This is a genomic window from Thermaerobacillus caldiproteolyticus (assembly GCF_015326725.1).
GTDB classification, from domain to species: Bacteria; Bacillota; Bacilli; order Bacillales; family Anoxybacillaceae; genus Thermaerobacillus; species Thermaerobacillus caldiproteolyticus.
Map to the genome: position 1 here is coordinate 1,533,541 of NZ_CP064060.1, position 26,252 is coordinate 1,559,792.

A 26,252-nucleotide genomic window follows, 5' to 3' on the forward strand; every position below is an offset into this window, starting at 1 on the left:
AATAAGAAATAAGAAACCAACTACATATGACTGTATCACAGAACCATTGTCACGGTGAATAGAAAACGGGGTGAATTGCTTGAAATCCTCTGTCAAAAAATTGATCGAATTTTTAGAACAGAATCTCTCCCATTTTCTCCAACATTGGAAAAATCATATGTATATCGCCAATCATGATAAATATATTGGCTGCGTCGAACATAATGGATTGGCCGTGTTTCAATTAGTCAAAACAGCGATGGGACGCCGCTTATGCATCGACGAAATCCAGCAATTAGCTTACAAAATTGCGAAAGAACGAGCAGAGGCGAATATCAATATTGGGGACTTTGTTTATAACACCAATCTCGGACGGAGTTTGGTCATTAAATACTCGCTCCAATCCGGCCTGCCGATTGAGGAATTGCAACCACTTATCGATGATATTAATTATTTGTTCGATCACTTTTCGTTTTATGCGGTTACGAAATATACGGAGTTAAAAGAAGCGGAACTGCAAGAGAAAAACTTATTGATTACTCAGTCTCACAAAGATCGCTTAACACTTCTTGGACAAATGTCTTCGAGCTTTGTTCACGAATTTCGCAATCCGCTCACCTCGATTATGGGATTTATTCAACTATTGAAATTTGAACACCCAGATTTAAAGTATCTCGATATCATCGAACATGAGCTCGAACAGTTAAAATTTCGAATTTCCCAGTTCCTTCATGCATCGAGAAAAGATATTTTAGAAAGTGAAAAAGAAACCTTTTTTCTGTACGAACTATTCGAGGAAATTATTGAATTTTTATATCCAAGCTTTGTCGATGGAGATGCTGAAGTATCAACAGCGATTGACAAAAATATAAGAGTATTCGCCTATAAAGATCAATTGCGGCAAGTATTTATCAACATTTTGCTGAACTCCATTGAAGCGGTAAAAGAAAAACCAAAGCCACGACGAATTCACATTTGTGCATCTGTCTCAGGAAATTTCACTCACATTCACATTTCCAACAACGGCCCAGCTATCCCACCAGAAATTGTAAAAACTATTTTTGAACCATTTTTTACGACAAAAAAATTGGGGACAGGAATTGGTCTTTATGTTTGTAAGAAAATTATCGAAAAGCATGGAGGGCATATCACGTGTACCTCCAATGAACAAGCGACTTCTTTCTCGATTTCCTTGCCGCTCGAAAAAAAGAGAATCGTATAAATATGACCAAGCCATACTAAGAATAAAAAAAGGTGAGCGAAATGTTTGAAACGTGGAAAGAATGGATGAAACAAGCAACAACAGCGATTACCGATTGGCTACAACAAGAAAAACGATCCTTTTCTGATATTGCGAAGTTAATTCAACAACATTCGGACACTTCGGTGACGGAACGCACATGGCTTGGTTTAACATACCGATTCTATTTTCTCAAAATAGGCAACACAACATTGTCGATGGAAACAAGACTGATCGGCGAGGAAACGAAAAAAGAACACATTTTGTTCATCTGTATTTCTTCGGCTCATGCCTCTCCGATGGTCTATCGCTCCTACGATGAAAAAAGCAGTCTTGACAACATTGTAAAAGTCCCGCCTCTTCTTACACAAAACGCCGCCCCCATGTAACAACGGGGCGGCGTTTCCATCATCCTTTCATTCCATGTAACCATTCCTTATAGCATTCAGGGCATAACACTTCCTCTCGTTCTTCGTTAGAAGTGTAAAAAGAAACATAGTGCATTTTTGACTCTTCGCACTCACATTCGCAGTAAAAACATTTTTCGCCCATGCTTCTCCCCCCTTTACCCATTAGTTTGGACAGGAAGAAGCATATTTTTTCATGTTAACTAATCCCTAAAAGACGCTGTTACGGCGAAGTAACGGAAAATAAATAGTCAATGACCGCTTCTTGTTCTTCTTTTGTAAACCCACTTGCTTCATCAATCCAATAGCGGTGGCCTTCACCGCTTACATGCACATCTTGAAGTTGCTTACTTGATTTGTTCGCGTTAATCACCTGCTCCCGCAACTTCCGATCCATCAGTGCTCGCAAACTATTGCGTGGATCTGGGACGATTCCTTTTAATACTGTACCTGATATGCCGATCTCCCCATTTCGTCCTACTGCTACGCCACCGTCATGGAGATAAGGGGCTGTCCAGTAAAGTCCGATGAGACTTGGCACTTTATATCCTCCAGGAGAGTTGCCATGAGCAAACGCCAATCGAATTTGTTCTTTATCTAAATGATCCGTCGGCACTTTTAACACTTTTGCATTTTTTGGAATCGGAACAGGTGTATCTGGAGCATATAAAACTGCTTCGCCAAATACCTTTTCCGTTTTCTTTAACGCTTGGGCACGCGAAGGTTCTGTGCCAATGAATTGCGAGGAAACAACGCGATGATTGGTTAAATGCGCTCCGGCGTGACAGCTTACGCATCCTGCTTTTACAAACACTTCGCGACCGCGCTCGATTTGTTCAGCCGTCGGACGCTTCTTTGGATCTGGGGGATTTAACGTATTTTGCCAAGCAGCTACCGCATTATTTTGCTCGTTAAAACGAAAGCCTTTTTCACTCACAATAAGGCCATCCGGTGCGACTAGTGATACTTTTGGAAATTGCGGAGGCGCCACTAATTGATTGACTCCCACTACACCAGGGGTCGGGTCAACGGATTGAAAAAATTCCGACGGTTTTCTTTCAGTGGTCGGCTTATATCGCAATTTTGGATTCGCTGCATTTTGCAATATCGTCCCTAAATACACTTCCTCGTCTATTCCAAATAATGGTTCACTAATTTCCGATTGCGCAAGAGAATCAGCGTTTTGTGCATGCACATTATTGCTGAAAACGGTCAATCCGTTAAACGACCCTGCCGCGGCAAAACCGCTCCATCCATACGGATGATCACCTAAAGTGAAAGAATCAGGAATTTGTGAAGGATTGGCTTTCATATCAATCGTTGAATCGAAATTTCCCCTTGGCCAACTGGCAAAAATTCGATCTACCTCTTTCTCAAGCGCTTCCGGGTCAGGTAAAATAGCTTCCTTTCCCTTCGAATCAATGACTTTCCGATCAAGCGAACGAATATATTTTTGCAATCCTTCTATATGGGCATGTGTAAAATAGGCGGAGGAGTTCGTTGCTAAAGCCATTAATAACCCCGCATTTAAATCGTTATTCGGAGCACCTTCAATAACCTTTTTCGTATGTGGATCAACAGTCGCATGGCAAGCTGCACAGCTAATGCCGATGCGAATTTTTCCATCTCTCCAAACAACCGGCATTCCTAGCGGGGAATAAGCTCCTTTTGGAACATCAATACCTGTATCAATTTTCTCGCCTTTTTTATACGTTCGGTCTCCAATTGTAATATCTTCTGCTAATTCGACTTTTAAATTCGTTGTCCCCTTCCCTTTCAAGTCAAGAATCGCTTTTGCCATATTCCCGATGGTAAGCGGGCCATCGATAATCCCCATAATATCAGTCAAAAACACTTCGTTCCCAAACGTTTCCTTATAAAATACTTCGCGCCCTAATTTTAAAAGGCGTTCATCGATAGGGATAGCTCCTTGCTCTGGAGAAAAGAGAGTTTTCTTTTCGTTTGTTGACGACTTTTGAGTATTACTTTCATGCTGACTGATCCATTTTCCCCAAATATCAAACCCTTTCTGTTCATTCGCTTTATATTGCTTTATATCGTTTTCCTCCGGCAATAGAGCGTACTCAAAGTTCGAATGGTATAGCACTCCCCCTCCAATGAGCAATAGGAGCACCACTATTATAGCGACATACCTCTTTCGCATCGCAACCACCGTCCATAGAGAAGAATTTCACCAAGCATATTGTATCCTTCTCTCTGTTCCGTTAGTCGCTTGTGCAAAACTCATCACTAACGGGACGGCGGACGGAATCCCGCAGCCCTTGCTTCTTGTTCTGTACAAAACATCACTTCTGCTTTTGTCACTTTATATTGCGGACTGCCGGGCACATGATAAATTTTCCTACCGTTTTTCGCAATGTTCCCTTTAATCATTGGTTTTTGGCACGTTTGATGTTCTGCACTAACTTGATCATTAAATCCATGGTCTGTTGCATAATTTTCGATCGACCAAATCTTCAACCGTTTTTTCTTGCCTCATCTTGAATCTTGCGAAACTCATCGACATACTTCGTATTCGGCTCAAATACATAAGCGACGCGTGCATATCCTTTTTTTAGTAACAATTCATTCACCATTGTATTTCCGAACCATACGTAAGCAAGAAGACGACCATATTTATCACGCTCTCTTACATCAAGTTCAAGCTCGATATTCGTTCCTTTCGGTAATAACGATTTGACGTAGCGACTCGCTTCCAGACCAAATGGCTGTACCGGTTTCGTTGGATGTACGGATTCCGGTGTATCAATGAGCAACATTCGTACCGTCTCTTCCTTTTTTCCCACTTTGACCCTTAGCGTATCTCCATCAACGACTTTTACTACTTCAGCAGGAATTCGATGGGAAGAGGATTGGCAACCAACAAGAAACGCAAAACAAAGCAAAATCGCTATGTATGTTCGTAATGATTTCTTTCTTATTAAATTCAAAGTTTATCCTCCTTTCTTCTCCTTCATTATAACGACGTTGTCAACTCCCTATTACTTTTCCTACTCATAAACAATCCCTCTTGTAACAAGACGGCTCCTGTCTGTACAAGAGGGATGGCACTCTTTTTCTTTATCTACTCACGAACATAGCGGCCATGATCAGGAATAGCAAGCTCGTCAAATTGTCTTACGAGTTGTTCTAGACTGTTTTGTAACTGTTCTCCATACATCGGCATACCATGACCGGGAAGCGCAATAGTTGGTTGCAAGTGATACAATTGGATGACCGACTGTCTTGCTTGCTCCCAATCTGGCGTAAAATACATCGGCGGACCGTGAATTCCCTTCTGTTGCATTAACACCGCCCACAATGACTCCTGTTTCACCGTAATGAACGCATCACCTGTAAGTAAGACACGGTCTTCTTCACGGAATAAAGAAATGTGTCCCCGTGTATGCCCCGGCGTATGAATCGCTCGCCATCCTGGTAAAAACGGAATAGCTCCGTCTTCCGATAGCGGCTTCACCTTTTCTCCTAGGTTGATTCCTTCATGTGGGTAAAGCGGGGAAAGCCATGCTATAAGTCCACCACCAACGGTCGGATCAGGTGGCAAATAATTTGCTTTCCTGTTAAATACGGCATCTCGAACCGATGAGCATATACAGGAACATCCCAATCGCTCAGCAAATCTGCTAACGCTCCGACATGGTCAAAATGTCCATGCGTTAAAATGATCGCTTTGGGGCGGCAGTGCTTACCGAATAATCGTTCTACCATACGCCGAATCAAAGAGGCAGAAAACGCAGTTCCCGCATCTACAAGCACCCATGCCCGCTGATCCGGTATTTGAATGAAATAGACATTGACGATATACGTACGCAATTTCGCAATATGTGAAGCGACAAACGGCTTTTTATATGGTCCCATCGCTCTTTCCTCCTCATGGATTAGTAATCCTCCATCTTTAATAATTTGTAAGCATCCATGCCCGACTATGCACTTACACAATTATTTACTAAAATAATTTATATATATATTTTAAAAAATTTATATTTTCTGTCTTAACCAAAAATAAACATCAAAACTTTTAGAATTTTTTATTTCTATATAATTTTATTGACTTATAAATATTTTGTAAATTAAAATAGGACATGTCATCATTTTTACGAGGAGGAAACATCATGGGGGCACTAGCAGAAACTCAAGTGATGAACGATCATCATTCAAAAAAGAAGCATCCTCCCGGGCTTTATTTATTATTCTTTACAGAGCTTTGGGAACGTTTCAGTTATTATGGAATGAGAGCCATTCTTGTTCTTTATTTAACAACAGAGCTCGTTAGCGGTGGCTTAGGATTTAAAGAAAGCGTCGCGATGAGCATTTACGGCTTCTTCGGAGGAGCTGTCTACTTTACCCCAATTATCGGTGGCTATCTATCTGACCGCTTTTTAGGTAGAAGGCTAGCGATTACAATTGGTGGTATTACGATGGCGCTTGGGAACTTTTTACTTTTTGCCATCAACAACCATACAGGTCTATATCTCGGACTTGCTTTACTAATTATTGGTAACGGTTTCTTTAAACCAAATATTTCAACGCTTGTTGGAGAACTTTACGGGCCAAACGATAAGCGTCGGGATGCAGCATTTACTATTTTCTACATGGGTATTAATATCGGTGCTTTCTTCGCACCACTTGTTTGCGGCTTCTTAGCAGAAGATTACTTTAAAACAACTGTCAATGGTGTTGTCCAATACGGATTTAAATACGGTTTCCTTGCTGCATCGATCGGTATGATTATCGGTCAAATCATTTTTAATGTCTTTGGAAATCGTTATTTAGGGGAAATTGGAAAAAAACCAGTTGGGAAAACGGAAACTGGAGCAACTGTTCCAAAAACTCCATTAACGAAAAAAGAAAAGCAACGTACCGCAGTAATTTTAATTCTAGCATGTTTTATCATTTTCTTCTGGGCTGGATTTGAACAAGCCGGAAGCTCATTAACATTATATACAAATAAATTTGTTGATAAATCCATCGGTGGTTGGGCAATCCCAACGTCTTGGTTCCAATCATTGAACCCATTCTTTATCGTTGTGTTAGCACCGATTCTTTCGGCCTTATGGGTGAAACTTTCGAATACAAAACGTGGTGACTTACCAATTCCAGCCAAAATGGCGATTGGTATGATTTTACTTGGTCTTGGATTTGCTGTTTTAATTCCTGCTGTACTACAAACTGGCAGCAATGAACATCACATTGTCGAAAAAGCAAATGTTATGTTTATCATTTTGACCTATTTCCTTCATACGCTTGGTGAGCTTTGCTTATCACCAGTAGGATTGTCTATGGTAAGCCGACTTGCTCCAATTCGTTTAGCATCACTATTAATGGGCGTTTGGTTAGCAGGAACAGGAGTTGCTCAAGTTTTAGGTGGTCAATTAGCCGCGTTGACCGAATCATTAGGTTATTTAGAAATCTTCAGCTTAATTGGCGGCCTAACGATTGGATTAGGACTTATTTTATTGCTGTTGACGAAAAAACTTGTACGTATGATGGAATAAGAAGGCTAACTCCTTAATCGGAGTTAGCCTTCTTTCTATATATTTTCCATGCGTACAAATTCCCTTCCAGTACACACTATTTCTCGTAAGGTGATGAGAGACAATGAAAGCAATTGAGAGCATATGAAACATTAGAACTTCATGAACTTTTGGCGTTTAAAAATCAAAAGTGTCGCAATGCAACGAGCGGTATCTGCTTTAGAACTCCAATCACGACTTCAAAAAACACAACTACACACCATGGCTTACAAAATCTTTTAGCTTATGAGCAAAACAACCAGCGTTCTTAACCGATTGCTACGGATTTTGTCATCACCAAGAAAAACGATGTAAAAGTCTATACGATGTGACGAAGCATCGCTCCGGAAATATGCAATACATTAAAACAGCATTTAAACGCTGTGATTCAATTTCAAGGGCAAACTAGCCAATATATGAATAAAGTCTACGATTATCCCACGAACGCGCAAAAGAAGATACACGTAGACACGCAGGCGTCTTAACCCCCTTTACAAACAACGAACGATAATTCTCACCTTCCCTCTCCGCAATGTTTCAACTATGGGATTCGGCCGCGACAGCCGGAATCCCATTTTTCATATTTTTTTGCGATTGATTCATTCTAATGAATGAGGTGAAACGTATGAAAAAAACATCATTTTTGATCATTGTCACTGGACTTGCCATTGTCTTCGTTACCGTTGCAGGAATCATTGCTTTGTATCGTCCCGCAGTAAACGAACAACAAGCTCAACAGTTAAAAACCGCCCCAGCCCCTTATGAGCCAGCGCCTCGTTCCCATCCGACCATCATTACCCTTAATAGCTTAGCGATGAACGAGACGATCAAAACCAAATTAAATCGCCATCCAAGGATTGTGAAAATCAATCATAATGGCCGCGACCAAAGCCATTATTACAATCACGAAATTACCGTTCGATTTCACCGGATGCCGACGGAGCGGGATATAGCGCGCATCGAACAAGAGATTGACGGAACAGCAGTCAACCGTTTTGACCATTTTTTCATCTTTCGCTCCAACAGCAAAACGTATAACGAATTAATCAACTACTTTCGCCAACATCCGAATGCTGCCTATGCCGAACCGAATTATATTTTTTTGCAAAATGAACAGCCAAACGACTTACTGTATTCGCGCTATCAATGGAATTTGCCAGCCATTCAAACGGAGGAAGGATGGCAGCTTTCCCACGGGAAGAAAAGCGTTACGATTGCCGTCATTGACAGCGGTGTCGATCTTGACCATCCCGATTTAGTTCATCGCCTTCAAAAAGGATATAACGTGCTAGCAGATAATGACATCCCTCAAGACGATAACGGACATGGTACACATGTGGCGGGCATTATTGCTTCAGAACCGAACAATCACGAAGGTATCGCCGGTATTACGTGGTTTAACCCCATTATGCCGATTAAAGCATTAAATAATGAAGGATACGGCACATCCTTTGACGTCGCAAAAGGAATTCGCTGGGCGGTAGATCATGGAGCTAAAGTGATTAATTTAAGCCTTGGCAACTATCAGACATCGACATTATTACAAGAAGCTGTACGCTACGCCTATGACCACGATGTCGTCTTAGTGGCTGCTTCCGGAAATGATCGCTCATCACAGCCTAGCTTTCCCGCCGCTTATCCTGAAGTATTAAGCGTCGGTGCAATCAATCCTGATGGCTCATCTGCTGAATATTCCAATTATGGAACTTATTTAGATGTTGTGGCTCCGGGAACGAATATTCCAAGCACATTTCTCGGGCATCGCTATGCAGCTCTTTCTGGCACATCAATGGCCGCTCCGCATGTGTCCGCTCTGGCAGGACTTATTCGCTCTTTGAATCCGAAACTAACGAACAAACAAGTTATGCAAATCATCACAAGAACAACCGTTGATTTAGGCCCAATCGGAAAAGATGCATATTTTGGTCACGGATTAATTAACGTATATCGCGCCCTTGAACTTGCCAATGACTTGCGATGACAAGAAAAGCGGAAGCGTCCAATTTCTTCTATATACTTGACCACGTCCTGTGAATAAATGACGAAATATCGCCATCCCAGCTCTCTCAAAGCTAAATGCTCTTCGCCGGCAGAAGTGCTTGTCACTTCCCAAGCGCTAGTTTGGCACAAGAAAACTAGCAGCGATTCAACGCTTATATTAAAGGATGGAGACGTCAAATGATGGGGCGACTCCATCTTTTTGTTTCGGTCAATATTGTAGTCACAATACCAACGACTGTCACAACGATGAACGAGTGAAGAAATGACGTCGAACCGATTAGAAAACTCCCTACTGTAATAATCAACGCATCCATTATAAAAATGATAATCCCTACATTCCAATTTGTGATTCTAGCGATAAATTGGGCTAATAAATCTGTTCCGCCCGTGCTTGTCTCTTCCCGTAACATCATACCGATGCCTGTCCCGACAAAAATTCCGCCAATAATCGAGCTGATCATCGGATCAACCGATACCGTCCCACGCAACACCGAACATACATCGATCATTAGTGAGGAAAATAACAGTCCATGCAAACTATTGTAAAAAAACGGTCGATAGTAAAACCATGCAATAATATAAAGCGGTACGCTTACCAACATGGTCGTCAACCCTACTTTAACTTGCCAAATGTATTTCGCGATTAAGCCGATTCCAATGATTCCCCCGTCTAACAAGTGATGGGGAACCAAAAAAACGTTAATGCCAATGGCTAGTAAAACGCTGCCGACACCGATTGCAACCATCTTTTTGAACATTTGTGCCACACCTCATTTTTTTCGCTCTATTTCAATATATATGGCACTGTTTTTAAAGACTTGTCTCTTAATATTTTTATATTGCCGCGACTACAAAAATCATTTACAATATGATTGGTACAACTGAATAGGACGCTCATTAGACCAATGAGGTAGAGGTCGCAGCTTTTATGAGTACGGTGAACGAGACGCAGAGACGTCAAAGACTTCACTGGAAAGGAAAAGCTGCCGAAGCTTGGGCATTTCTCTGGATGCTTAAGCTGGGGCTGTTGCCGAATAGGAACAGCACTGTCACGTTTGCATGGAGCAGACGTGGAGCGCTATCTTCATGGAAGGTTTGATGCGTGCGGGTATTGAGTACACTGCCGTCGAATCTCCTTCGACGGCTTTTTTATTCCTCAATTATTCTAATGAAAAGGAGTGATTGAACCAATGGAGACAGTCACGAAAAAAGAAGCAATGTCTGCTTCCGATTCTCTGTCCTCGAATGAGTTACACCGAAAATTAAAGGCTCGGCATTTAACAATGATTTCCTTAGGAGGAACGATTGGCACAGGTTTATTCCTAGCAAGCGGTAGCGCCGTTCACACAGCAGGGCCTGGCGGAGCACTCGTTGCGTATGCGGCCATTGGAATTATGGTGTACTTTTTAATGACAAGCCTTGCAGAAATGGCTACATATATGCCGGTCGCCGGCTCATTTAGCACCTATGCCACAAAGTTTGTGGACCCAGCTTTAGGATTTGCGCTAGGATGGAACTATTGGTACAACTGGGCAATCACCATTGCCGCCGAATTATCTGCCGTCACGATGATTATGAAGTTTTGGTTCCCTAACAGCCCTTCGCTTTTATGGAGCGCGCTTTGTTTAGCCGTCATGTTTCTATTAAACTATTTATCCGTAAAAGGATTCGGTGAAGCTGAATATTGGTTTTCTCTTATTAAAGTCGCAACTGTTATCATTTTTTTAATTGTGAGCTTTTTGATGATTGTTGGGATTATGGGCGGTGAAGCAGTCGGCTTCAAAAACTTTACGATTGGAGACGCTCCATTTCATGGCGGGTTTATGGCGATGCTTGGAATTTTCATGGCAGCAGGATTCTCCTTTCAAGGAACAGAATTGTTAGGGGTAGCTGCCGGCGAAAGCGAAGATCCTAAGCGCAACATTCCGCGTGCCATTCGCCAAGTATTTTGGCGCATCCTTTTATTCTATGTCTTAGCTATTTTAGCGATTGGTTTATTGATTCCTTACACGAATGAAAAACTTGCCAATAGCGATGTAACCGTGAGCCCATTTACGCTTGTATTTGATAAGGCAGGAATTGCGTTTGCTGCTTCCGTCATGAATGCAGTCATTTTAACAGCGGTTCTATCGGCTGGTAACTCAGGGATGTATGCATCTACTCGCATGCTGTGGGACTTAGCTCGCGAAGGTAAGGCACCGAAATTTTTAGCAAAGTTAAACAAACGCGGCGTACCTGTGAATGCGCTTATCGTCACTTCATCTTTAGGAACGCTCGCCTTTTTGGCCTCTTTATTTGGGGACGGTGTTGTCTATACATGGTTGTTAAATGCCTCAGGAATGTCGGGGTTTATCGCATGGTTAGGAATCGCCATCAGCCATTACCGTTTCCGAAAAGCCTACGTTGCTCAAGGTCGGGATCTTCGCGATTTACCTTATAAAGCAAAATGGTTTCCTTTTGGTCCAATCTTTGCGTTGGTTCTTTGTACGATCGTTATTTTGGGACAAAACTATTCTGCATTTATAGGTGGAACAATCGATTGGTATGGCATTCTCGTTTCTTATATTGGCTTACCACTATTTATTATCGTTTGGTTAGGGTATAAATGGACGAAAAAGACAAAAGTCGTTCCGCTTCATGAATGTAAATTCAAATAACAATTAGAACACCATCTGCCCGTGGCATCTCCTTCTAAACTAAAAAGCGTCTATTCATTTTGTAACAGGCTTTTGTGATACCATTGTTTATATCAATAAACATGGGCTTGGTGTACAGCTACACCAAGCCCATGTTTATTTTTGTACCTTTTGCTCTTCGTCGTCGATAATTCCTTTTGTCGCATTTTTAAACTCACGAAGCGTTTTCCCTGCTGCTCGACCAAGTTCCGGCAATTTCTTTGGACCAAAAATTAACAACGCAAAAAACACGATAAGGGCAATTTCGCCAAATCCAATATTCATCGTATTCACTCCATTTTCCAATGATCCACTAAATCACCACATTCAACATATCCTATTTCATTATATCACACGCTAATAATAGAAGCTAGCTAGTTCCGCTCTTGAAGAAGGCGAACAGGAACTTCCATTTCTTCTTCGGACCGTTCTTTCAGATAAATTCTTGCCATTTTTCGTTCCTCATCAACGTGCTGGATGAATACTTGTTTTCCTTCATACATAACGGGAATGATTTCTCCCGTCTCAGCAATTTGTTTAGCGCGCATGACTTCCATCGTTATTTCCCTCCTTTTCATTATCTTTTGCACTATCTTCTGCTATTACCCGTAATTCTTTCCAGAATAATTCATCATTGCAAATAAGCTGCACATACGGATGAACAATTTGCTCGAGTTCTCCTGCATCTCCTTTTGCATTGATAATTTCTAGCAATTGAGTCATATCTGTCGTTTCGTGTTCCATGATTTACCCTCCTGTCGATATTCAACGCAATATCACCCCCATAACAAGCAAAAAAAATTCGAATTAGTATAGAAAAAAGAGATGGGGGAAGGTGTGATGAGCGAACGCGATTGCTATTTCGACAATGCGAAATGTTTTTTAATGCTCCTCGTCGTGTTTGGCCACTTTCTCCGCCCTTATATTGATAGTGAGTTGTTTGTCCATAGCTTATACGTTTGGATTTTCTTTTTTCATATGCCAGCGTTTATTTTAATTTCCGGCTACTTTGCTAAAGGATTTCGTCAGCATGGGTATTTGAAAAAAATCACGAAAAAATTATTGCTTCCTTATCTTATTTTTCAACTATTGTATTCGATTTATTATTCGTTTTTATATGAAAAAGATACGGTACAAATCGATGTTTTTACACCGCATTGGAGTTTATGGTTTTTAATCAGTTTGTTTAGCTGGAATATATTATTATGGATTTTTGCCAATATACCTAAACATATTTCTCTATTGATCGCCTTGTTACTCGGCGTGGGGGCCGGAATGATCGAAGCGGAAAAATGGTTGAGCTTATCTCGAACATTCACGTTTTTTCCGTTCTTTTTAATGGGTTTTTTCTTGCAGAAAAGCCATTTTGAACGATTGCTGACACGACGTGTTCGCCTATTTTCACTAATCGCCTTAATCGGCATGTTTATCTGTATTCATCTCGGGTTTCCTGATTTGCCGCAAGAATGGTTGTACGGCTCTAAATCATATGAAACGCTAGGTGTTCATGAAGAAAAAGGAGCTATAGGTCGACTGATTATTTATGGAGCGAGCGCTTTCATGATGTTTTGCTTTATGGCGCTCATCCCAAATCGTCGCTTACCAATTTCAACGTTGGGCACAAGAACGTTTTATATTTATATTCTTCACGGGTTTATTTTAAAATATTTACATGTGACCCATTTTCCTGATTTCATTATGGACATTCACGGCTATCCGTTGTTGCTCCTTTTATCATTGTTCGTCATGTTCATTTTAGGAAGCGAACCGATTGTTCGGCTTGTGCGACCTCTAATTGAATGGCGCTTTCCAAAAAAGAAACGGGCTGTTTCGTAACTGAAACAGCCCGTTATTTAACTTTTACACATTGAACAAATTGTCTTGTTGCATCAAATGGCGACTCTGCAGAGGCGATCGCGCTAATGACAGAAACACCATCAGCTCCAGCAGCGATGACTTCACTTGCATTTTCATGCGTGATTCCACCAATCGCCACGATCGGAATGTCGATGCCGCTGTCACGAAGAAACCGAATGATAGAAGCGCCTTGCGCCTCCTTTGCATCGTCTTTCGATGTCGTTGGAAAAATTGGACCGACACCGATGTAATCAGCTCCAGCTGTCATCGCCGCGCGCGCTTCTTCCAAATTGTGAGCGGAAACGCCAAGAATTTTATCGCCGATCTTCTTGCGAACGACATCGGCTTTTTCATCGTCCTGTCCAATATGCACTCCATCCGCATCGAGCTCAATTGCTAATTCGACGTCATCGTTGACGATAAACGGCACGCCATGTTGTCGGCAAATCTTTTGCAACTCTTTTGCGAAAGCATACTTCTCCTCGCCTGTGAACGCCCCTTTTCCTTTTTCACGGAATTGAAACAATGTGATCCCGCCAGTGATTGCTTCGGTTAAAACGTTCAAAGGATTTTTCTTACAGTTGCTGCTGCCCATAATAAAATACACGCGTAACAATTCTTTCATCGTTTCTGTTGAGATTCGTGTCACCGTTCATCACCTAATCATGATAAATTCGCTTGTCGGTACGCCCAATGATTCGTCGGACCATGACCGTGACCAATGCCTAATTCATGCTCAATTGCTGCTTGAATAAATGCTTTCGCTGTTTGTACCGCTTCCTTGACGCTGCGGCCTTTCGCGAGTTCCGCCGTAATCGCTGCTGCAAATGTACAACCTGTCCCATGCGTATGGTTCGTTTCGATCCGTTTGCTTGTAAAATATGAAAATTCATGACCATCGTACAATACATCGACTGCTTCATCGTCGTCATCATCATGACCGCCTTTAATGACGACATGCTTGACACCTAGTTCATATAGGCGCTTTGCGGCTTCATGGCGATCATTGATTGTCCGGATTGTCATGCCTGTTAACACTTCCGCTTCCGGAATATTAGGAGTAATGACCATCGCCAATGGAAGCAAGTGTGTTTTTAAGGCGCTAACCGCTTCTTCTTGTAAAAGCGGCGCACCACCTTTCGCAATCATCACTGGATCGACGACAAGCTGATTCCAACCAAATTGCTTCACTTTGGCTGCCACCGCTTGAATAATTTCCGCGCTAAACAACATCCCTGTTTTGACGGCATCGGCTCCTAAATCCGTCCCGATCGATTCAATTTGCTGTTCAACCGCCTCAACGGATAAAGGATATACTCCTTGTACGCCGAGCGTATTTTGCGCCGTCACCGCTGTTAATGCGGACATTCCAAATACTCGCAGCTCTTGAAATGTCTTTAAATCTGCTTGAATGCCGGCGCCGCCGCCGCTGTCAGAACCAGCAATCGTTAACGCTTTGTACACGTTTCTCATGACAATCTCCCTTTCACTTCACTTGTTCTATGAGACTATATTGACGAATATCTTCTTCCCCTACACGAGCAAGTTCGTTTAAAAAGGCAATTTGAAAGCTTCCCGGACCCGCTTCTCCCGCTTTTTTCGCTGCGATTTCCGCAGCAACTCCATAACTGACAAGCGCAGAAGCTGCCGCTACCAATAAATTGGATTCAACAGCGGCAAACGCCCCGATGACCGATGTTAATAAACAGCCCGTTCCAGTGACTTTCGTTAAAAGCGGATGGCCGTTACGAATGACGTATGTTGTCTCCCCATCGGTAACCACATCGTCTTTGCCCGTAATCGCGACAATGGTATGAAGCTGCTGTGCTGCTTTTTTTGCCAACGCAACGACATCACCGTTTCCTTCGCCGGCATCCACACCTTTAATCATCCAATTTTCTCCTATGACATTGGCAATCTCCGCCGCATTGCCGCGAATGACAGAAACGTTCACTTCACGAACAATCTTTTTTGCCGTTTCTGTTCGGTAGCGCGTCGCTCCTGCCCCAACCGGATCGAAAATGACCGGAACGCCGTGTTCGTTCGCCGATTTTCCAGCCATCAACATCGCTTCGACTTCCGTTTCGTTTAATGTGCCGATATTTAATACAAGCGCTCCAGCGATTTTTGCCATATCAGCCACTTCCTCTTTCGCGTATGCCATAACCGGAGAAGCGCCTAATGCAAGCAAACCGTTTGCCGTAAAATTTGTAACGACAACATTAGTGATATTATGAACGAGCGGATTAGCCTGCCGCACGTTTTCTAATGTTTTGGCAATCTCTTGCACGTCCATCCTTGTTCCATTCCTTTCCACACAAAAATAAAAAACACTTTGCGCGCAAGCAAAGTGTACACTTCTCTCCTTGTCACTTTCCCTACGCTGGCATTACCCAACAGGTTCAAACGGTCAACGACGGATTAGTCGTACTCTCAGCCTGATTCCACAGGCTCCCGCTCACTATTTATTTTTACAAGCCCAGTCTACTCCTTCTTGAAAAGGAATGCAAGCAAAAAATCGCCGTTACCTATTCCTCTTCTGAATATCGACGCTTTTCCGCTCTTCTCCAAGCGATGGAACATGATTTACCGGAAGCGGCAACGGAAAATTGAATAAATCAAGATCAATGATATAACGCGGACGGCGTTTTGTTTCTTTATAGATTTTCCCGATGTATTCCCCAATCAAGCCGAGCGCAATGAGCTGAAGTCCGCCAAGAAGCCAAATCGACGTAATAAGCGATGTCCACCCCGTTTGCGTATAACCGTTAAATTTTAAAAATAGAAAATATGCCCCAAAAAACAAACTCACAAAAAAGGAAACAAATCCAACGAGCGAAATGAAACGAATCGGTGTAATGCTGAATGAGGTAATCCCGTCTAAAGCAAACGCCAACATTTTTTTAAGCGGGTATTTCGTTTCTCCCGCTAATCGCTCTTTTCGGTCATAATAAACAGTTGTCGAACGGAAACCAAGCAACGGTACAATGCCGCGCAAAAACAAATTCACTTCTTCAAACCGTTCGAGCTCCTCAACGGCGCGTCGACTCATGAGACGATAATCGGCATGGTTATAAACGATATGCACCCCCATCGCTTTCATTAATTTATAAAACCCTTGGGCGCTGTGGCGTTTAAAAAACGAATCCGTATCTCTCTTATTCCGTACTCCGTATACAATTTCGTATCCTTCATGAAACTTTTTCATAAACTCACGAATGACGGAAATATCATCTTGCAAATCGGCATCTATGGAAACGATACAATCAGAAAGCATTTTAGCTGCAAATAATCCGGCTAAAAGGGCATTTTGATGCCCGGCATTGCGGGCGAGTTTCAATCCTTTCACTTCTGGATATCGCAAGCTTGCTTTATAAATAATCGTCCACGTAGTATCGTGACTTCCATCATCAACGAACAATAGTTTACTTTGTTCAGAAACAAGCTGCTCGGCTATTAATTGCTGAAGCAAATCACGAAGTTGCCGAATCGTTTCTGGAAGCACCTCCTCTTCGTTATAACAAGGGACTACAATAGTGAGAACCGGTTCGCTCATCGCTATTCCTCCTTACGATGTCACTTTATATAGATAAATCGTCCATGCGGATTCATCGGAATGAAACACTTTTTCCAGTGCTAATTGATTGCTTTTAGCATTTGTAATCGGTAAGGCGGAAAAAATATAGCGTCCGCCCATTTGACGAAACACATCGGTATTTAGCTGTAAATTGGTAATCTTTTTCTTTGAATGTTTTTTAAACATATAATGCTTGCCTAACTCGTCTACGAAAATATAACAACGTCCTCCCCATTCATCGAAATACTCGCGCAGCTTTTTATTTTTCGCTAGCTCACGCGCAATGATTTTTCGAAACTGGTGTTTATACCTCAACGGATAAAAATTATTGTACGTATCTAATGTGTAAAACCCGTTATATTGGGCGATCGCCGGATGAATTCCGATGCTGGCGACGCGATATTTGTACACAGGAAGGCCTATGTATTCTTTAATCTCTTGAAATTGTTCTTCGGCGTAAAACTGCTTAAACGACGGTTTGTGGCGATAAAAGATTTCCTCATTAAATATCGCAAGCACGATGAGTTGTGCCGCAATCGCGGTAAAACATGCTTTTTTCCACGCTTGTCCTTGTTGCCATAAAATTTTTAACGAAAGCGCAAATAGCATGTAAATCACCATCGGCCGCAAAAAATGATAGCGGGCAAAGTTAAATTTATCGAGAATGTCAAAGCGTTCAGTTAACGGGACCCATCCTTTATAAAACCAAAACGCATACCATGCCGAAAGAGCGAAGTTCAAAGCATGAAGAAACAGAAACATTTTTTCTTGCTTCCATAATTTCTTTTTCCAAACCATATATAAAGCGACGAACGTCACCGGCAAAATGACAAGACCGTGCACCGTCATCACGTGATTGTGGCCCAGAATATAATTTTTCAACGTCAATCGAATAGCACGCCAAAAAGAAAGACGGGCATGAAAATATTCATCACGACTCGTCGGTTCATCAGCAAATAAAAGCGAATGGACAAGGCGGTATTCAATCGCAACATAAATAGCCGTCATGTACACAATCGCCAATAAAAATCGCCAATTCCACCCTTTCCCGCGCACAACATCCACAAGCCAAAAAACTCCCATGGCACTAAGGAAAAAGAAAAAACCGAGCACAAGACTGGAATAAAAGGGCAAAAGCGTAAGCACAAGATAATTTACCCACGAACGCTCGCCGGCACGAATGTTTAAAAACGCCCATAACGCAAGCGGCATTCCAAGCGTGCTTAACATGCCCGACGGCCAAAACGGCGTCAATGCAAAAGCGAGAGCTGCACCAACACGAATCCAAGACCATTCCGGGGATTTGATCACATGTTTTTTAAGCAAAAGATACATGCCGATAAACGCAAACACGCGCGTGATCGCTTGGCTTAATCCATAGGCGTAAATGGATGGAAATAACGCATGAAGCCAAACGATTCCGCTAAATTCTGTTCCATACGCATTTCTCGGTAAGCCGTTAATAATTTGCGGAATGACGGCATTAATCGGACCAAACAGCTCCCCGCTTCTTGTTAACACCTTATACCACGCAATATTGGAATCAAGATTATCGTGAACACGCATATGCGCATCTTCGCCAAAAACAAAATACGGCGATACAAAAACAGCAATTGCAAGGAACGAGAAGAACAGTAATCGCTTTTCCATTTTCTCCATTCTCTTCTCCTCCTTTGCCTCGTCCTAACAGACGCCTATTGTCTCCCTTTATTTTCTAACGATAAGAAGGAAAATATGCATAAAAAAGCTCTTCCTTTCACAGGAAGAGATTGTTTTTTAGAGGTTTATAAAGATAAGATGTGATGTCTTCAATAAGATATTGCTCGTATGTTTTTCGTTCTGACTAGAAAATAGCAAACACTTCCCATACTAATAAAATAACAACAATAAGCAGAATTTCTATTCTGAAAAGAGGAAGAGTCAGGATTAACATGCTAGAACGAGATAATACCAAGAAAAAGGGCCATTTCCTAGAATCTTTAGATAGCTTATCTTAAGCGAATATAGTTCTTTTCTCGTAAAACAAAGAGCAAGATAAAACTCAAACAATACATGCAGGTCAAATTTAGAACGAATCTCCTTAATCGTTTAAAACCATTGTCAACCTCTTTGATACTGCTGTGAACATTCGAGAACAGCTCCTTCGGAAAACAACTGTCTCGTGACAAAATGATGCGATGATCGCTTAGAAAAAGTTAATATTTCCCAAAAACATCAGTCCTCTCTAAAAAACTTGATTCACACATGCCCATATATTAAATTAGTGTCATAGAATTAGAATGACTGTTATTAATATTCATATAATTCAGATATAAAAACTTAGGAGGATAACGGATGCGATTTACGCTTCGATATGGAATTGATGCCCCTTTTTGGGTAGGGATTCTCATCGTCATCGGATTGATATTTTCTCTTGTTAGTCTCAAAGGATTGCCTCAAAGTATAGGCGGCCTCTTCTTTGGGTTGTTCATGTTATCTATGGGTTTATGGATGTTCTTGTACTCCACAGTTATCAAAATAAAGCACCGACACGTTATTTTACGGCTAGCTCAAGTTGACAGGAATGATAAGGTACTAGATGTAGGAACAGGTCGAGGACTTCTTGCAATTGCAGCAGCACAAATGGGATGTAAAGTAACAGCCATTGATCGTTGGTCACAGTGGGACATTAGCGGCAACAGCAGGGAAGCTTTTAGAAAAAATGCAGAAATGGAACAGGTAGCTGATATTGAACTTATTGATGGAGATGCCTGTGAATTGCCATTTGCAGCTGAAAGTTTTGATGCCGTTGTGTCAAATTTTGTTATTCATAATATTAAAAGCGCTGAAGATAGAGAACAAGCAGTTCGGGAGATGTGGCGGGTCTTGCGTCCAAACGGAAGATTAGTCATTTCTGACATTCAGCGAATATCTGAATATATCGAGATATTGGCACCCTTAGCAAGTCAAATTGAAACAAAACGAATTTTTTACACCTTTCCATTTTCACAAATCGTTGTAGCTCATAAAAAATAAAGTCCTAACCTATATGATGCAAAAAGGACTGTCTCATCGCCGAACACCGACACGAGTTGAGGATTTTCCATTTTTTATGTGTTATTGAAATCGGCCTGTTTATGTTTGAGACAGTCTTTCTCTACTACTATATCTTTTTCCATTCCACGATCATTGAAACAATCTCCGAAAATTCATGTACAATGAAATCGGCATCACGCAGCTCATTATCGTTGGCAAATCCGAACCGGCAGCCGATGGACAACAAACCGTTCTCTTTAGCCGCTTGAATATCGGAACTCCGATCGCCAACCATCGCCGCTTTTTCAATGTCATAATCTCTCAACAACCGAGCAACTAAAGCGGATTTCGACGGCGAATGAAAGCGACCGACACTGTAAAAATCGATGAAATAACGTTCTAAGCAAAAGTATTGCCGAATAGCATCGACATAACGCTCCAACCCATTGCTGGCAACAAAAAGAGAAATTCCCTGTTCCTTGAGATAGGCAAGGGTAGATACGACTCCCGGATATAATTGCCCGTTTCCTTGCTCAATTTCCTGCACTAAATCTTCAAGAAACCATCGATCTGCAGCTTCGCGAACCGCTTCACTCGCGTTCGGTAAAAGCTGACGCCACACTTCTGGGAGAGTGACGCCGAGAATATTCAAATATTGCCGAACGGGAGTTTCTCCTTGCCATTGTCCTTCATTCCGCAACCGGTCAAACGTTTTATGCAATGCTGGGACAAGAATTTTCTCTGTTTGAAACAGTGTACCATCCATATCGAAAATTAAGGCAAAGGGGATTCGGCTCATTAGCATAGCTCCTTTCGAAATAGCACTACCATTGAATCCATCACCGGCTCATAGCCGATTTCCATATAAATTTTGTTTGACGTGGGATTTGCTAAATCTGTATACAGGGAAAATGTGTTATATCCCGAATCTAACAAATGTTGTGTGAGAGCAGCAACGCAATCGGAAGCATAGCCCTTTTTTCTCTCTTTCGGCGGCGTATACACAAACCCCACCGTTACGTTCGTTTTTGTCGGGCGTGCCCAGCAGGCCATGGAAACGAGCTTTCCATCAATATCCCATACATACAACCTCTTTTTTTCGATCATCTCTTCCGCTTTTTGTACGGCTTCCTCAACCGATATCGGCTTCCCCTACGTCTTGACAGAAGTGGTAGATCCACTCTTTCATAGTTGCGAAATCGTTCATTTCTGCTTGACGCAGCTTTCCGCTTGCCGAAGCCGGTTTTTTCACTTCAGTCAGGACGTAAATGCGTTGCTTCATATGAATATGAACGTCACTATGTTTCAGACGCGCAATTTGTTCAGCGAGCGATGTTACGAGGGTAGACTCACCGATCAATCCAGGAATATTTGGATAATCCTCGTATAGCTTCTTAGCTAAATCAGCAATCTCTTCAGATGTTAACGGCAATGATTTTGATAAAATCATTTGACGAGGGTGCGTTTGCAATAATACAAGCGATAACTCCCCGTTTTTTGTGACCGTTCCCATATAAAGAGGCTTATCGCCTTCATTTAAATTCATGAGTACCCCTAACAGTAAATTATTTTCTCCTTCATATTCATATTGCCCGAGAAATGGGAGTACATCTTGTTTAAATACCGAAGCATCACTGTATTTTCTTAATTCGATCATATTTCTCTCCTGTCCCCTAATTTTCAATTTGCCAAAAACAAAAATCTCCACATTCAATCCCTTTCAACAGTCATGAAGTGATAAAGATAATATCACTTTTCCTATTGATTAAAAGATTTTATTGGAATTTATAAAAAATTATACTTTGCAAATAAATCACATCTTAAAAGCTATGAAGTTAGTCAACGGTCATTTCCATCTCTTCAATGCGCTTTTCAACGTATTTCTGATCTTTCTGTGCGTGGAACGTCTCAGCTTTTTCGACGACAGCGATAGTATTGTACTCTGGGATTTTCGCGTATGTTTCATAGACTCCTTTTGGAATTAACACGTTTCCTTCCGGCCAATAGACAGCAATGTTTCCTTGTTTTACATCTGCGAACCTTGCTCGGCCCTGCATCATTCCATGACGATTATAAGCAACAATCGTCTCGCCTTCACGAATGCCAAGTTTCGTTGCATCCTCACGATTCATTAAAATATCATAACGATCTGCCGCATTAAATGGATCTTTGTCGCTATAAATCATCGAATTAAATTGCTTGCCGCGTCGAGTCGTCACAAAAAATTGTCCTTCCGCTTTTCGCAGCTCCGGCAATTCAATTGGAATTAAATTACCGCGGCCGTCCGCTGTCGGCCATACCCCTCCTTCACAAAGCCAAGCACCGCCCCATTGAAAAACATCACCTTTTTTCTTTAAATGCTGGATTCCATCATAGTTTCGATTCGCTATGGCAATTTCGTTGCGAATTTCCTGCGCATGACTAAAATGAATCAAATGTTTTTCTTCTGGTTTGACGCGTGAAGCAAGGTCGATATAAATCTCCCATTCCGCCCGTGCTTCTTCAATTCGCGGTCCCTCGATTTCCGGACTGAAATACACCATCCGCTCCGTGCTTGTCGATGTGCCACCGCCCGGCTGTTCATAGCGCGTCATTGCCGGTAAGATAATCACTTCTTCCTTGGCATCCAACAATGTCGACGTGTTAAAAATAATATCTTGATGAACACGCAATTCCAAGCTTTCCAACGCCTTGCGGATAAAATCTGGATTCGGCATTGTTTCTAAGAAATTGCCGCCGCTCGTATATAACACTCTCACTTTTCGTTCATGACCATCAGGAAGCAGGATGTTTTCGAGCGTCTGTCCGATCGTATCCCCTTGCCAGCGCGGAATCGGAAATCCCCAAATATTTTCGATACGCGCGATATTTTCTTCATCAAATTCCCCTCCCGGTAATACAAACGGGTCGGCTCCCATTTCCCCTGAGCCTTGAACACCGCTGTGGCCGCGAATTGGCATAAGCCCGCAATGAGCGCGTCCGATAAAGCCGCGAAGCATGGCGAGATTGGCCACTTGCGAAACATTGTCCGTACCGAAGCGATGCTGAGTAAGCCCCATACTCCAGACAAACACGCCCGATTTCGCTTCAGCGAGCAATTTTGCGAACTCATACATCTTCTCTTTAGAAAGACCAGAAGATTTCTCTAACGTTTCCCAATCGTATTTTGCGACATGCACCTTTAATTCATCGATTCCGTTCGTATGCTCACGGACAAACTGCCAATCGATGGCTGAGCCCGGATTGTTTTCCTCCATTTCGAACCAATGTTTTATGACACCATTCATAAAGGCAATATCGCCGCCAATGTTCACTTGATAAAAATCATCGGCGATTTTTGTGCCAAAAAGCGCACTTTCCCAAATTGACGGAATCCAATATTTCTCCATCGCCGGTTCGCGATACGGATTAATGACGATGATCTTTGTACCCGCTTTTTTTGCCGCGTACATATACTTCGTCGAAACCGGCTGGTTATTCGCCGCCACAGAGCCCCAAAATACAAGGACATCTGTGCCAATCCAATCTTTATAACTGCAGCTGGATGCGCCGATTCCAAGCGACCGCTTTAATGCCGTTTTGCTTGGTGAATGACAAATTCTCGATGCATTGTCAATATTGTTTGTTCCTAAAAACCGCGCTACTTTTGCCGCCGTATAATACACCTCATTCGTGATGCCGCGCGCCGTTAAATAAAACGCTAACTGCTTTGGATTGATTGATTTAATTTTTTCGGCGATGCGGTTTAACGCTTCATCCCAGCTAATTCTCGTAAACTTCTTTTCTCCCGGTTTTCTTGAAAGCGGATACGGGATTCTCCCAAGTTTTCTGAGCTCTGTGCTATCTAATTCTCTCAATTTATCGACATTTTCCAGCCATTTCCCATCAATTGCAGGCATCGTATTTAGGCGAAGCACATTTAAGCGCGTCGTGCAAAGATGTGGACCTGTTAACGTTTGATCGCGCAATCCGGCAACTCCGAGAGCGCAGCCGTCACATACTCCTTGCGTCAAAATGCGATACGCATAAGACAGCTGATCTTTATTTTCCCAGACGACCTTTAATGTATCACGAATATGATGCGGCTTTACCTTTCCTAACCCCATCGGCATAACACTTGCCCAAAGAGAAGGTTTTGGACTTTTGTCCAATTTTATCGGCCCCGTATGTTTCGTTTTTCCCATCATCAATCCTCCCTAAAAACGGCATATTGGCAAAATGAATAACATCATGCTCTATACGCCTAGCTCCGGACATCATGAATAGTTTACAATTTTCAAAATCATTCGTTTATTCTTATAATATGATTTAATATGATTGTAACATAAAAATAAAGAAGGTAAACAAAATAGACAACGGCTAAAAAACAAGATGAAAGGCTACGAAAACATAGGGTTCGAACAAGAAGACGGCATTGTGAAAAAATATCTACTGACCATTGTTGTAAACGGCGAACCATTCGAAACAATGGTTTGTACGCTTAACTAGTCATTGGTTTCTTGCTTCCGAGGGTCTTATTGGTTCTGATGCCAATCTCAACTTCGCCTATATTGATGTACACGCAAAGCAACCGATTAACCAGCAGTGTTTTTCGGTTCCTTCTGCAGGAAAAGCAGACAATTTTATTTGCCCAATGATGTAAAACAGCGATGACGAATAGAAACATTAGGTGGAGCAATGCTTTATCTCATGGAACACTTACAGTACAGGAGCATCGTTTTCCAACAAATAGGCGGAGTTCATAACGCAGCGCTTTGCGGTGAATCCGAAATCATTGTAGTAAAGTCCGACATCGAAAGACACAACGCTCTTGATAAACTTTACAGATACTGCATGATCCAACAAACTAAAATCGTTGCTTTTAGCGGTAGAGTATCTTCTAAAGTATGGTTAAAAGTGCAAAAAATAGTCGTTGGGATTTTATTGTTCAAAGCCCACTCCAACCCAGTTGTCGGAAGACTTGAGCATAACAGCTGTCGTCTTGATCCGCCATACACTCATCCAGATTGTGTTTGAAAGCGAATTTATGCCACTAATATAAGAGGTGAACGATATTTGCATCCCTTCACATTACATGACATACCTAACGAAATCGTCGATTATGTAGGCACAATTAAAAATATTCAATTTCCCAGACAAGGCCACACTTCCGATGTCGGAATGATCGAGAGCCAAAACGGTTGTTATGCTTTAAAACGAACAAAAGGGGAACGTTTTTGTTTTTATTTATCTCAAGAAGTGCTTGTATTAAACAGCATATCTCACACGAAGCTTCCCGTGCCAAAAGTTCATCAGTTTATTGAACAAAAAAATGAAAAGCAATCTTGGGCATTATTCGATTATATTGAAGGAGAAACATTAAGAAGCTCACTATGGAAGAAAAATAACGAAGATAAAAGACTTGAGATGATTTTTTATTTCGGAAAAACGCTGTCAGAGATCCATTCCACCCCATGCCCACGCGAATTAGTAAAAAATCCATTATGGCTTGACGAAATGTTGGCACAAGCCGAATACAATCTCCAGCACTATAACGTTGATGGAACAGCAAAGCTTTTAAATAAATTAAAGACAAATCGTCCAAAAGAATGTCAACAAACATTTATTCACGGCGACTTCACGATTGATAACGTTTTAGTCCGTAACGGAATGATTGTCGGTGTAATCGATTGGAGCGGCGGAGCCTTCGGCGACCCTAGATATGATGTGTCTTTAGCAATCCGTCCAAAACGAAAAGCGTTTGATTCCGAACTCGATGTCCATATATTCTTTGAAGGATATGGTGACAAACTTATCAATGAAGAAGACTATAATTATTTTGCGAATGGATTATATGAATTTTTTTAACAACGTCTCTTGTAAAAATTTCTTTTAAAAAGCCATACATGAATGATCGGATACACTTTGTGAAAAAAGAGGAAACATAATGATAAACAGCCTCCATGTATTTACTATCTTGTTAGCCGA

At 41.8% G+C, this 26,252-nt stretch carries 28 protein-coding genes and 2 riboswitches; of the genes, 9 read left to right on the forward strand and 19 right to left on the reverse strand.

Going from position 1 to position 26,252, the window contains the following annotated elements; genetic code table 11:
* Positions 1-79: 79 nt before the first annotated feature.
* Both ISX45_RS07520 and ISX45_RS07525 read left to right on the forward strand, forming a co-directional pair.
* A complete protein-coding gene (locus ISX45_RS07520; protein WP_194520406.1) occupies positions 80-1,201 on the forward strand; it encodes a histidine kinase N-terminal domain-containing protein in 1,122 nt (373 codons plus the stop codon).
* Between the two features lie 41 nt (positions 1,202-1,242).
* A complete protein-coding gene (locus ISX45_RS07525; RefSeq protein WP_194520407.1) occupies positions 1,243-1,608 on the forward strand; it encodes a hypothetical protein in 366 nt (121 codons plus the stop codon).
* A gap of 19 nt (positions 1,609-1,627) precedes the next feature.
* Here the strand turns inward: ISX45_RS07525 and ISX45_RS07530 are convergent, their stop codons facing one another.
* From ISX45_RS07530 to ISX45_RS19905, 6 genes are all read right to left on the reverse strand, one after another.
* Positions 1,628-1,771, reverse strand: a complete 144-nt coding sequence (locus ISX45_RS07530; RefSeq protein ID WP_194520408.1) for a hypothetical protein — start codon at positions 1,769-1,771, stop codon at positions 1,628-1,630.
* A gap of 78 nt (positions 1,772-1,849) precedes the next feature.
* On the reverse strand, positions 1,850-3,790 hold the full coding sequence (locus ISX45_RS07535; RefSeq protein ID WP_194520409.1) for an electron transport protein: 1,941 nt from the start codon (positions 3,788-3,790) through the stop codon (positions 1,850-1,852).
* An 86-nt stretch (positions 3,791-3,876) separates the two neighbouring features.
* Positions 3,877-4,107: a sunset domain-containing protein gene (locus tag ISX45_RS19555; RefSeq protein WP_228485666.1), complete on the reverse strand. Its 231-nt coding sequence runs from the start codon at positions 4,105-4,107 to the stop codon at positions 3,877-3,879.
* Complete coding sequence (locus tag ISX45_RS19560; protein ID WP_228485667.1) at positions 4,104-4,577, reverse strand: thermonuclease family protein; 474 nt, start codon at positions 4,575-4,577, stop codon at positions 4,104-4,106. Before ISX45_RS19560 ends, ISX45_RS19555 begins: the two co-directional genes overlap by 4 nt.
* Before the next feature lie 134 nt (positions 4,578-4,711).
* On the reverse strand, positions 4,712-5,191 hold the full coding sequence (locus ISX45_RS19900) for an MBL fold metallo-hydrolase (protein ID WP_267240207.1): 480 nt from the start codon (positions 5,189-5,191) through the stop codon (positions 4,712-4,714).
* A complete protein-coding gene (locus ISX45_RS19905) occupies positions 5,155-5,505 on the reverse strand; it encodes an MBL fold metallo-hydrolase (RefSeq protein WP_267240208.1) in 351 nt (116 codons plus the stop codon). The genes ISX45_RS19900 and ISX45_RS19905 overlap by 37 nt, the downstream gene beginning before the upstream one ends.
* Before the next feature lie 254 nt (positions 5,506-5,759).
* Here ISX45_RS19905 and ISX45_RS07550 point away from each other — a divergent pair, with 254 nt between their 5' ends.
* Together ISX45_RS07550 and ISX45_RS07555 are read left to right on the forward strand one after the other, a co-directional pair.
* Positions 5,760-7,142, forward strand: coding sequence for a peptide MFS transporter (locus ISX45_RS07550; RefSeq protein WP_181556309.1), 1,383 nt, complete (start codon positions 5,760-5,762; stop codon positions 7,140-7,142).
* A 643-nt stretch (positions 7,143-7,785) separates the two neighbouring features.
* Entirely contained in the window at positions 7,786-9,141 is a 1,356-nt protein-coding gene (locus ISX45_RS07555) for a S8 family peptidase (RefSeq protein WP_194520410.1), read from the forward strand.
* 193 nt (positions 9,142-9,334) lie between these two features.
* Here the strand turns inward: ISX45_RS07555 and ISX45_RS07560 are convergent, their stop codons facing one another.
* Complete coding sequence (locus ISX45_RS07560) at positions 9,335-9,919, reverse strand: YitT family protein (RefSeq protein ID WP_181556311.1); 585 nt, start codon at positions 9,917-9,919, stop codon at positions 9,335-9,337.
* Between the two features lie 145 nt (positions 9,920-10,064).
* A riboswitch (Lysine riboswitch) is annotated at positions 10,065-10,250 on the forward strand.
* Positions 10,251-10,351: 101 nt separating this feature from the next.
* On the opposite strand from ISX45_RS07560, the gene ISX45_RS07565 reads away from it, so the two are divergent.
* On the forward strand, positions 10,352-11,818 hold the full coding sequence (locus ISX45_RS07565; RefSeq protein ID WP_181556312.1) for an amino acid permease: 1,467 nt from the start codon (positions 10,352-10,354) through the stop codon (positions 11,816-11,818).
* Positions 11,819-11,953: 135 nt separating this feature from the next.
* Here the strand turns inward: ISX45_RS07565 and ISX45_RS07570 are convergent, their stop codons facing one another.
* The 3 genes from ISX45_RS07570 to ISX45_RS07580 form a co-directional block, all read right to left on the reverse strand.
* Positions 11,954-12,121 carry a twin-arginine translocase TatA/TatE family subunit gene (locus tag ISX45_RS07570; RefSeq protein WP_181556313.1) on the reverse strand — a complete coding sequence of 56 codons (168 nt, stop codon included), beginning with the start codon at positions 12,119-12,121 and terminating at the stop codon, positions 11,954-11,956.
* An 89-nt stretch (positions 12,122-12,210) separates the two neighbouring features.
* A complete protein-coding gene (locus ISX45_RS07575; RefSeq protein ID WP_181556314.1) occupies positions 12,211-12,393 on the reverse strand; it encodes an H-type small acid-soluble spore protein in 183 nt (60 codons plus the stop codon).
* A complete protein-coding gene (locus ISX45_RS07580; RefSeq protein ID WP_194520411.1) occupies positions 12,374-12,580 on the reverse strand; it encodes a hypothetical protein in 207 nt (68 codons plus the stop codon). The genes ISX45_RS07575 and ISX45_RS07580 overlap by 20 nt, the downstream gene beginning before the upstream one ends.
* 96 nt (positions 12,581-12,676) lie before the next feature.
* Between ISX45_RS07580 and ISX45_RS07585 the strand changes: the two genes are divergently transcribed.
* Positions 12,677-13,672: an acyltransferase family protein gene (locus ISX45_RS07585; RefSeq protein ID WP_194520412.1), complete on the forward strand. Its 996-nt coding sequence runs from the start codon at positions 12,677-12,679 to the stop codon at positions 13,670-13,672.
* A 13-nt stretch (positions 13,673-13,685) separates the two neighbouring features.
* Here ISX45_RS07585 and thiE read toward each other — a convergent pair whose 3' ends face one another.
* From thiE to ISX45_RS07610, 5 genes are all read right to left on the reverse strand, one after another.
* Positions 13,686-14,342 (reverse strand): thiamine phosphate synthase, encoded by a 657-nt coding sequence (thiE, locus tag ISX45_RS07590; RefSeq protein WP_194520413.1) that lies wholly within the window; start codon positions 14,340-14,342, stop codon positions 13,686-13,688.
* 14 nt (positions 14,343-14,356) lie between these two features.
* The gene (gene thiD, locus ISX45_RS07595; RefSeq protein WP_181556318.1) at positions 14,357-15,166 is read right to left on the reverse strand and encodes a bifunctional hydroxymethylpyrimidine kinase/phosphomethylpyrimidine kinase; all 810 of its coding nucleotides are present in this window, start codon (positions 15,164-15,166) and stop codon (positions 14,357-14,359) included.
* Positions 15,167-15,179: 13 nt separating this feature from the next.
* Positions 15,180-15,989 (reverse strand): hydroxyethylthiazole kinase, encoded by an 810-nt coding sequence (gene thiM, locus ISX45_RS07600; protein WP_194520414.1) that lies wholly within the window; start codon positions 15,987-15,989, stop codon positions 15,180-15,182.
* A 62-nt stretch (positions 15,990-16,051) separates the two neighbouring features.
* Positions 16,052-16,161: riboswitch (TPP riboswitch) on the reverse strand.
* Between the two features lie 56 nt (positions 16,162-16,217).
* Positions 16,218-17,249 carry a glycosyltransferase family 2 protein gene (locus tag ISX45_RS07605; RefSeq protein ID WP_194520415.1) on the reverse strand — a complete coding sequence of 344 codons (1,032 nt, stop codon included), beginning with the start codon at positions 17,247-17,249 and terminating at the stop codon, positions 16,218-16,220.
* 12 nt (positions 17,250-17,261) lie between these two features.
* Entirely contained in the window at positions 17,262-18,929 is a 1,668-nt protein-coding gene (locus ISX45_RS07610) for a DUF6044 family protein (RefSeq protein WP_194520416.1), read from the reverse strand.
* Positions 18,930-19,604: 675 nt separating this feature from the next.
* Here ISX45_RS07610 and ISX45_RS07615 point away from each other — a divergent pair.
* Positions 19,605-20,285 carry a class I SAM-dependent methyltransferase gene (locus ISX45_RS07615; protein WP_194520417.1) on the forward strand — a complete coding sequence of 227 codons (681 nt, stop codon included), beginning with the start codon at positions 19,605-19,607 and terminating at the stop codon, positions 20,283-20,285.
* Between the two features lie 127 nt (positions 20,286-20,412).
* Here ISX45_RS07615 and ISX45_RS07620 read toward each other — a convergent pair whose 3' ends face one another.
* The 4 genes from ISX45_RS07620 to ISX45_RS07630 all read right to left on the reverse strand — a co-directional run bounded on the left by ISX45_RS07620 (position 20,413) and on the right by ISX45_RS07630 (position 24,469).
* Complete coding sequence (locus ISX45_RS07620; protein WP_194520418.1) at positions 20,413-21,084, reverse strand: HAD-IA family hydrolase; 672 nt, start codon at positions 21,082-21,084, stop codon at positions 20,413-20,415.
* Entirely contained in the window at positions 21,084-21,392 is a 309-nt protein-coding gene (locus ISX45_RS20245) for a GNAT family N-acetyltransferase (protein ID WP_228485668.1), read from the reverse strand. Before ISX45_RS20245 ends, ISX45_RS07620 begins: the two co-directional genes overlap by 1 nt.
* 25 nt (positions 21,393-21,417) lie before the next feature.
* Positions 21,418-21,942: a hypothetical protein gene (locus ISX45_RS20250; protein ID WP_228485669.1), complete on the reverse strand. Its 525-nt coding sequence runs from the start codon at positions 21,940-21,942 to the stop codon at positions 21,418-21,420.
* A gap of 178 nt (positions 21,943-22,120) precedes the next feature.
* The gene (locus ISX45_RS07630; RefSeq protein WP_194520650.1) at positions 22,121-24,469 is read right to left on the reverse strand and encodes an FdhF/YdeP family oxidoreductase; all 2,349 of its coding nucleotides are present in this window, start codon (positions 24,467-24,469) and stop codon (positions 22,121-22,123) included.
* A 505-nt stretch (positions 24,470-24,974) separates the two neighbouring features.
* Here ISX45_RS07630 and ISX45_RS19575 point away from each other — a divergent pair.
* Positions 24,975-25,301, forward strand: coding sequence for a formate dehydrogenase accessory sulfurtransferase FdhD (locus tag ISX45_RS19575; protein WP_228485670.1), 327 nt, complete (start codon positions 24,975-24,977; stop codon positions 25,299-25,301).
* Between the two features lie 144 nt (positions 25,302-25,445).
* Positions 25,446-26,132 carry a phosphotransferase gene (locus ISX45_RS07640; protein WP_306465187.1) on the forward strand — a complete coding sequence of 229 codons (687 nt, stop codon included), beginning with the start codon at positions 25,446-25,448 and terminating at the stop codon, positions 26,130-26,132.
* Positions 26,133-26,252: the final 120 nt, after the last annotated feature.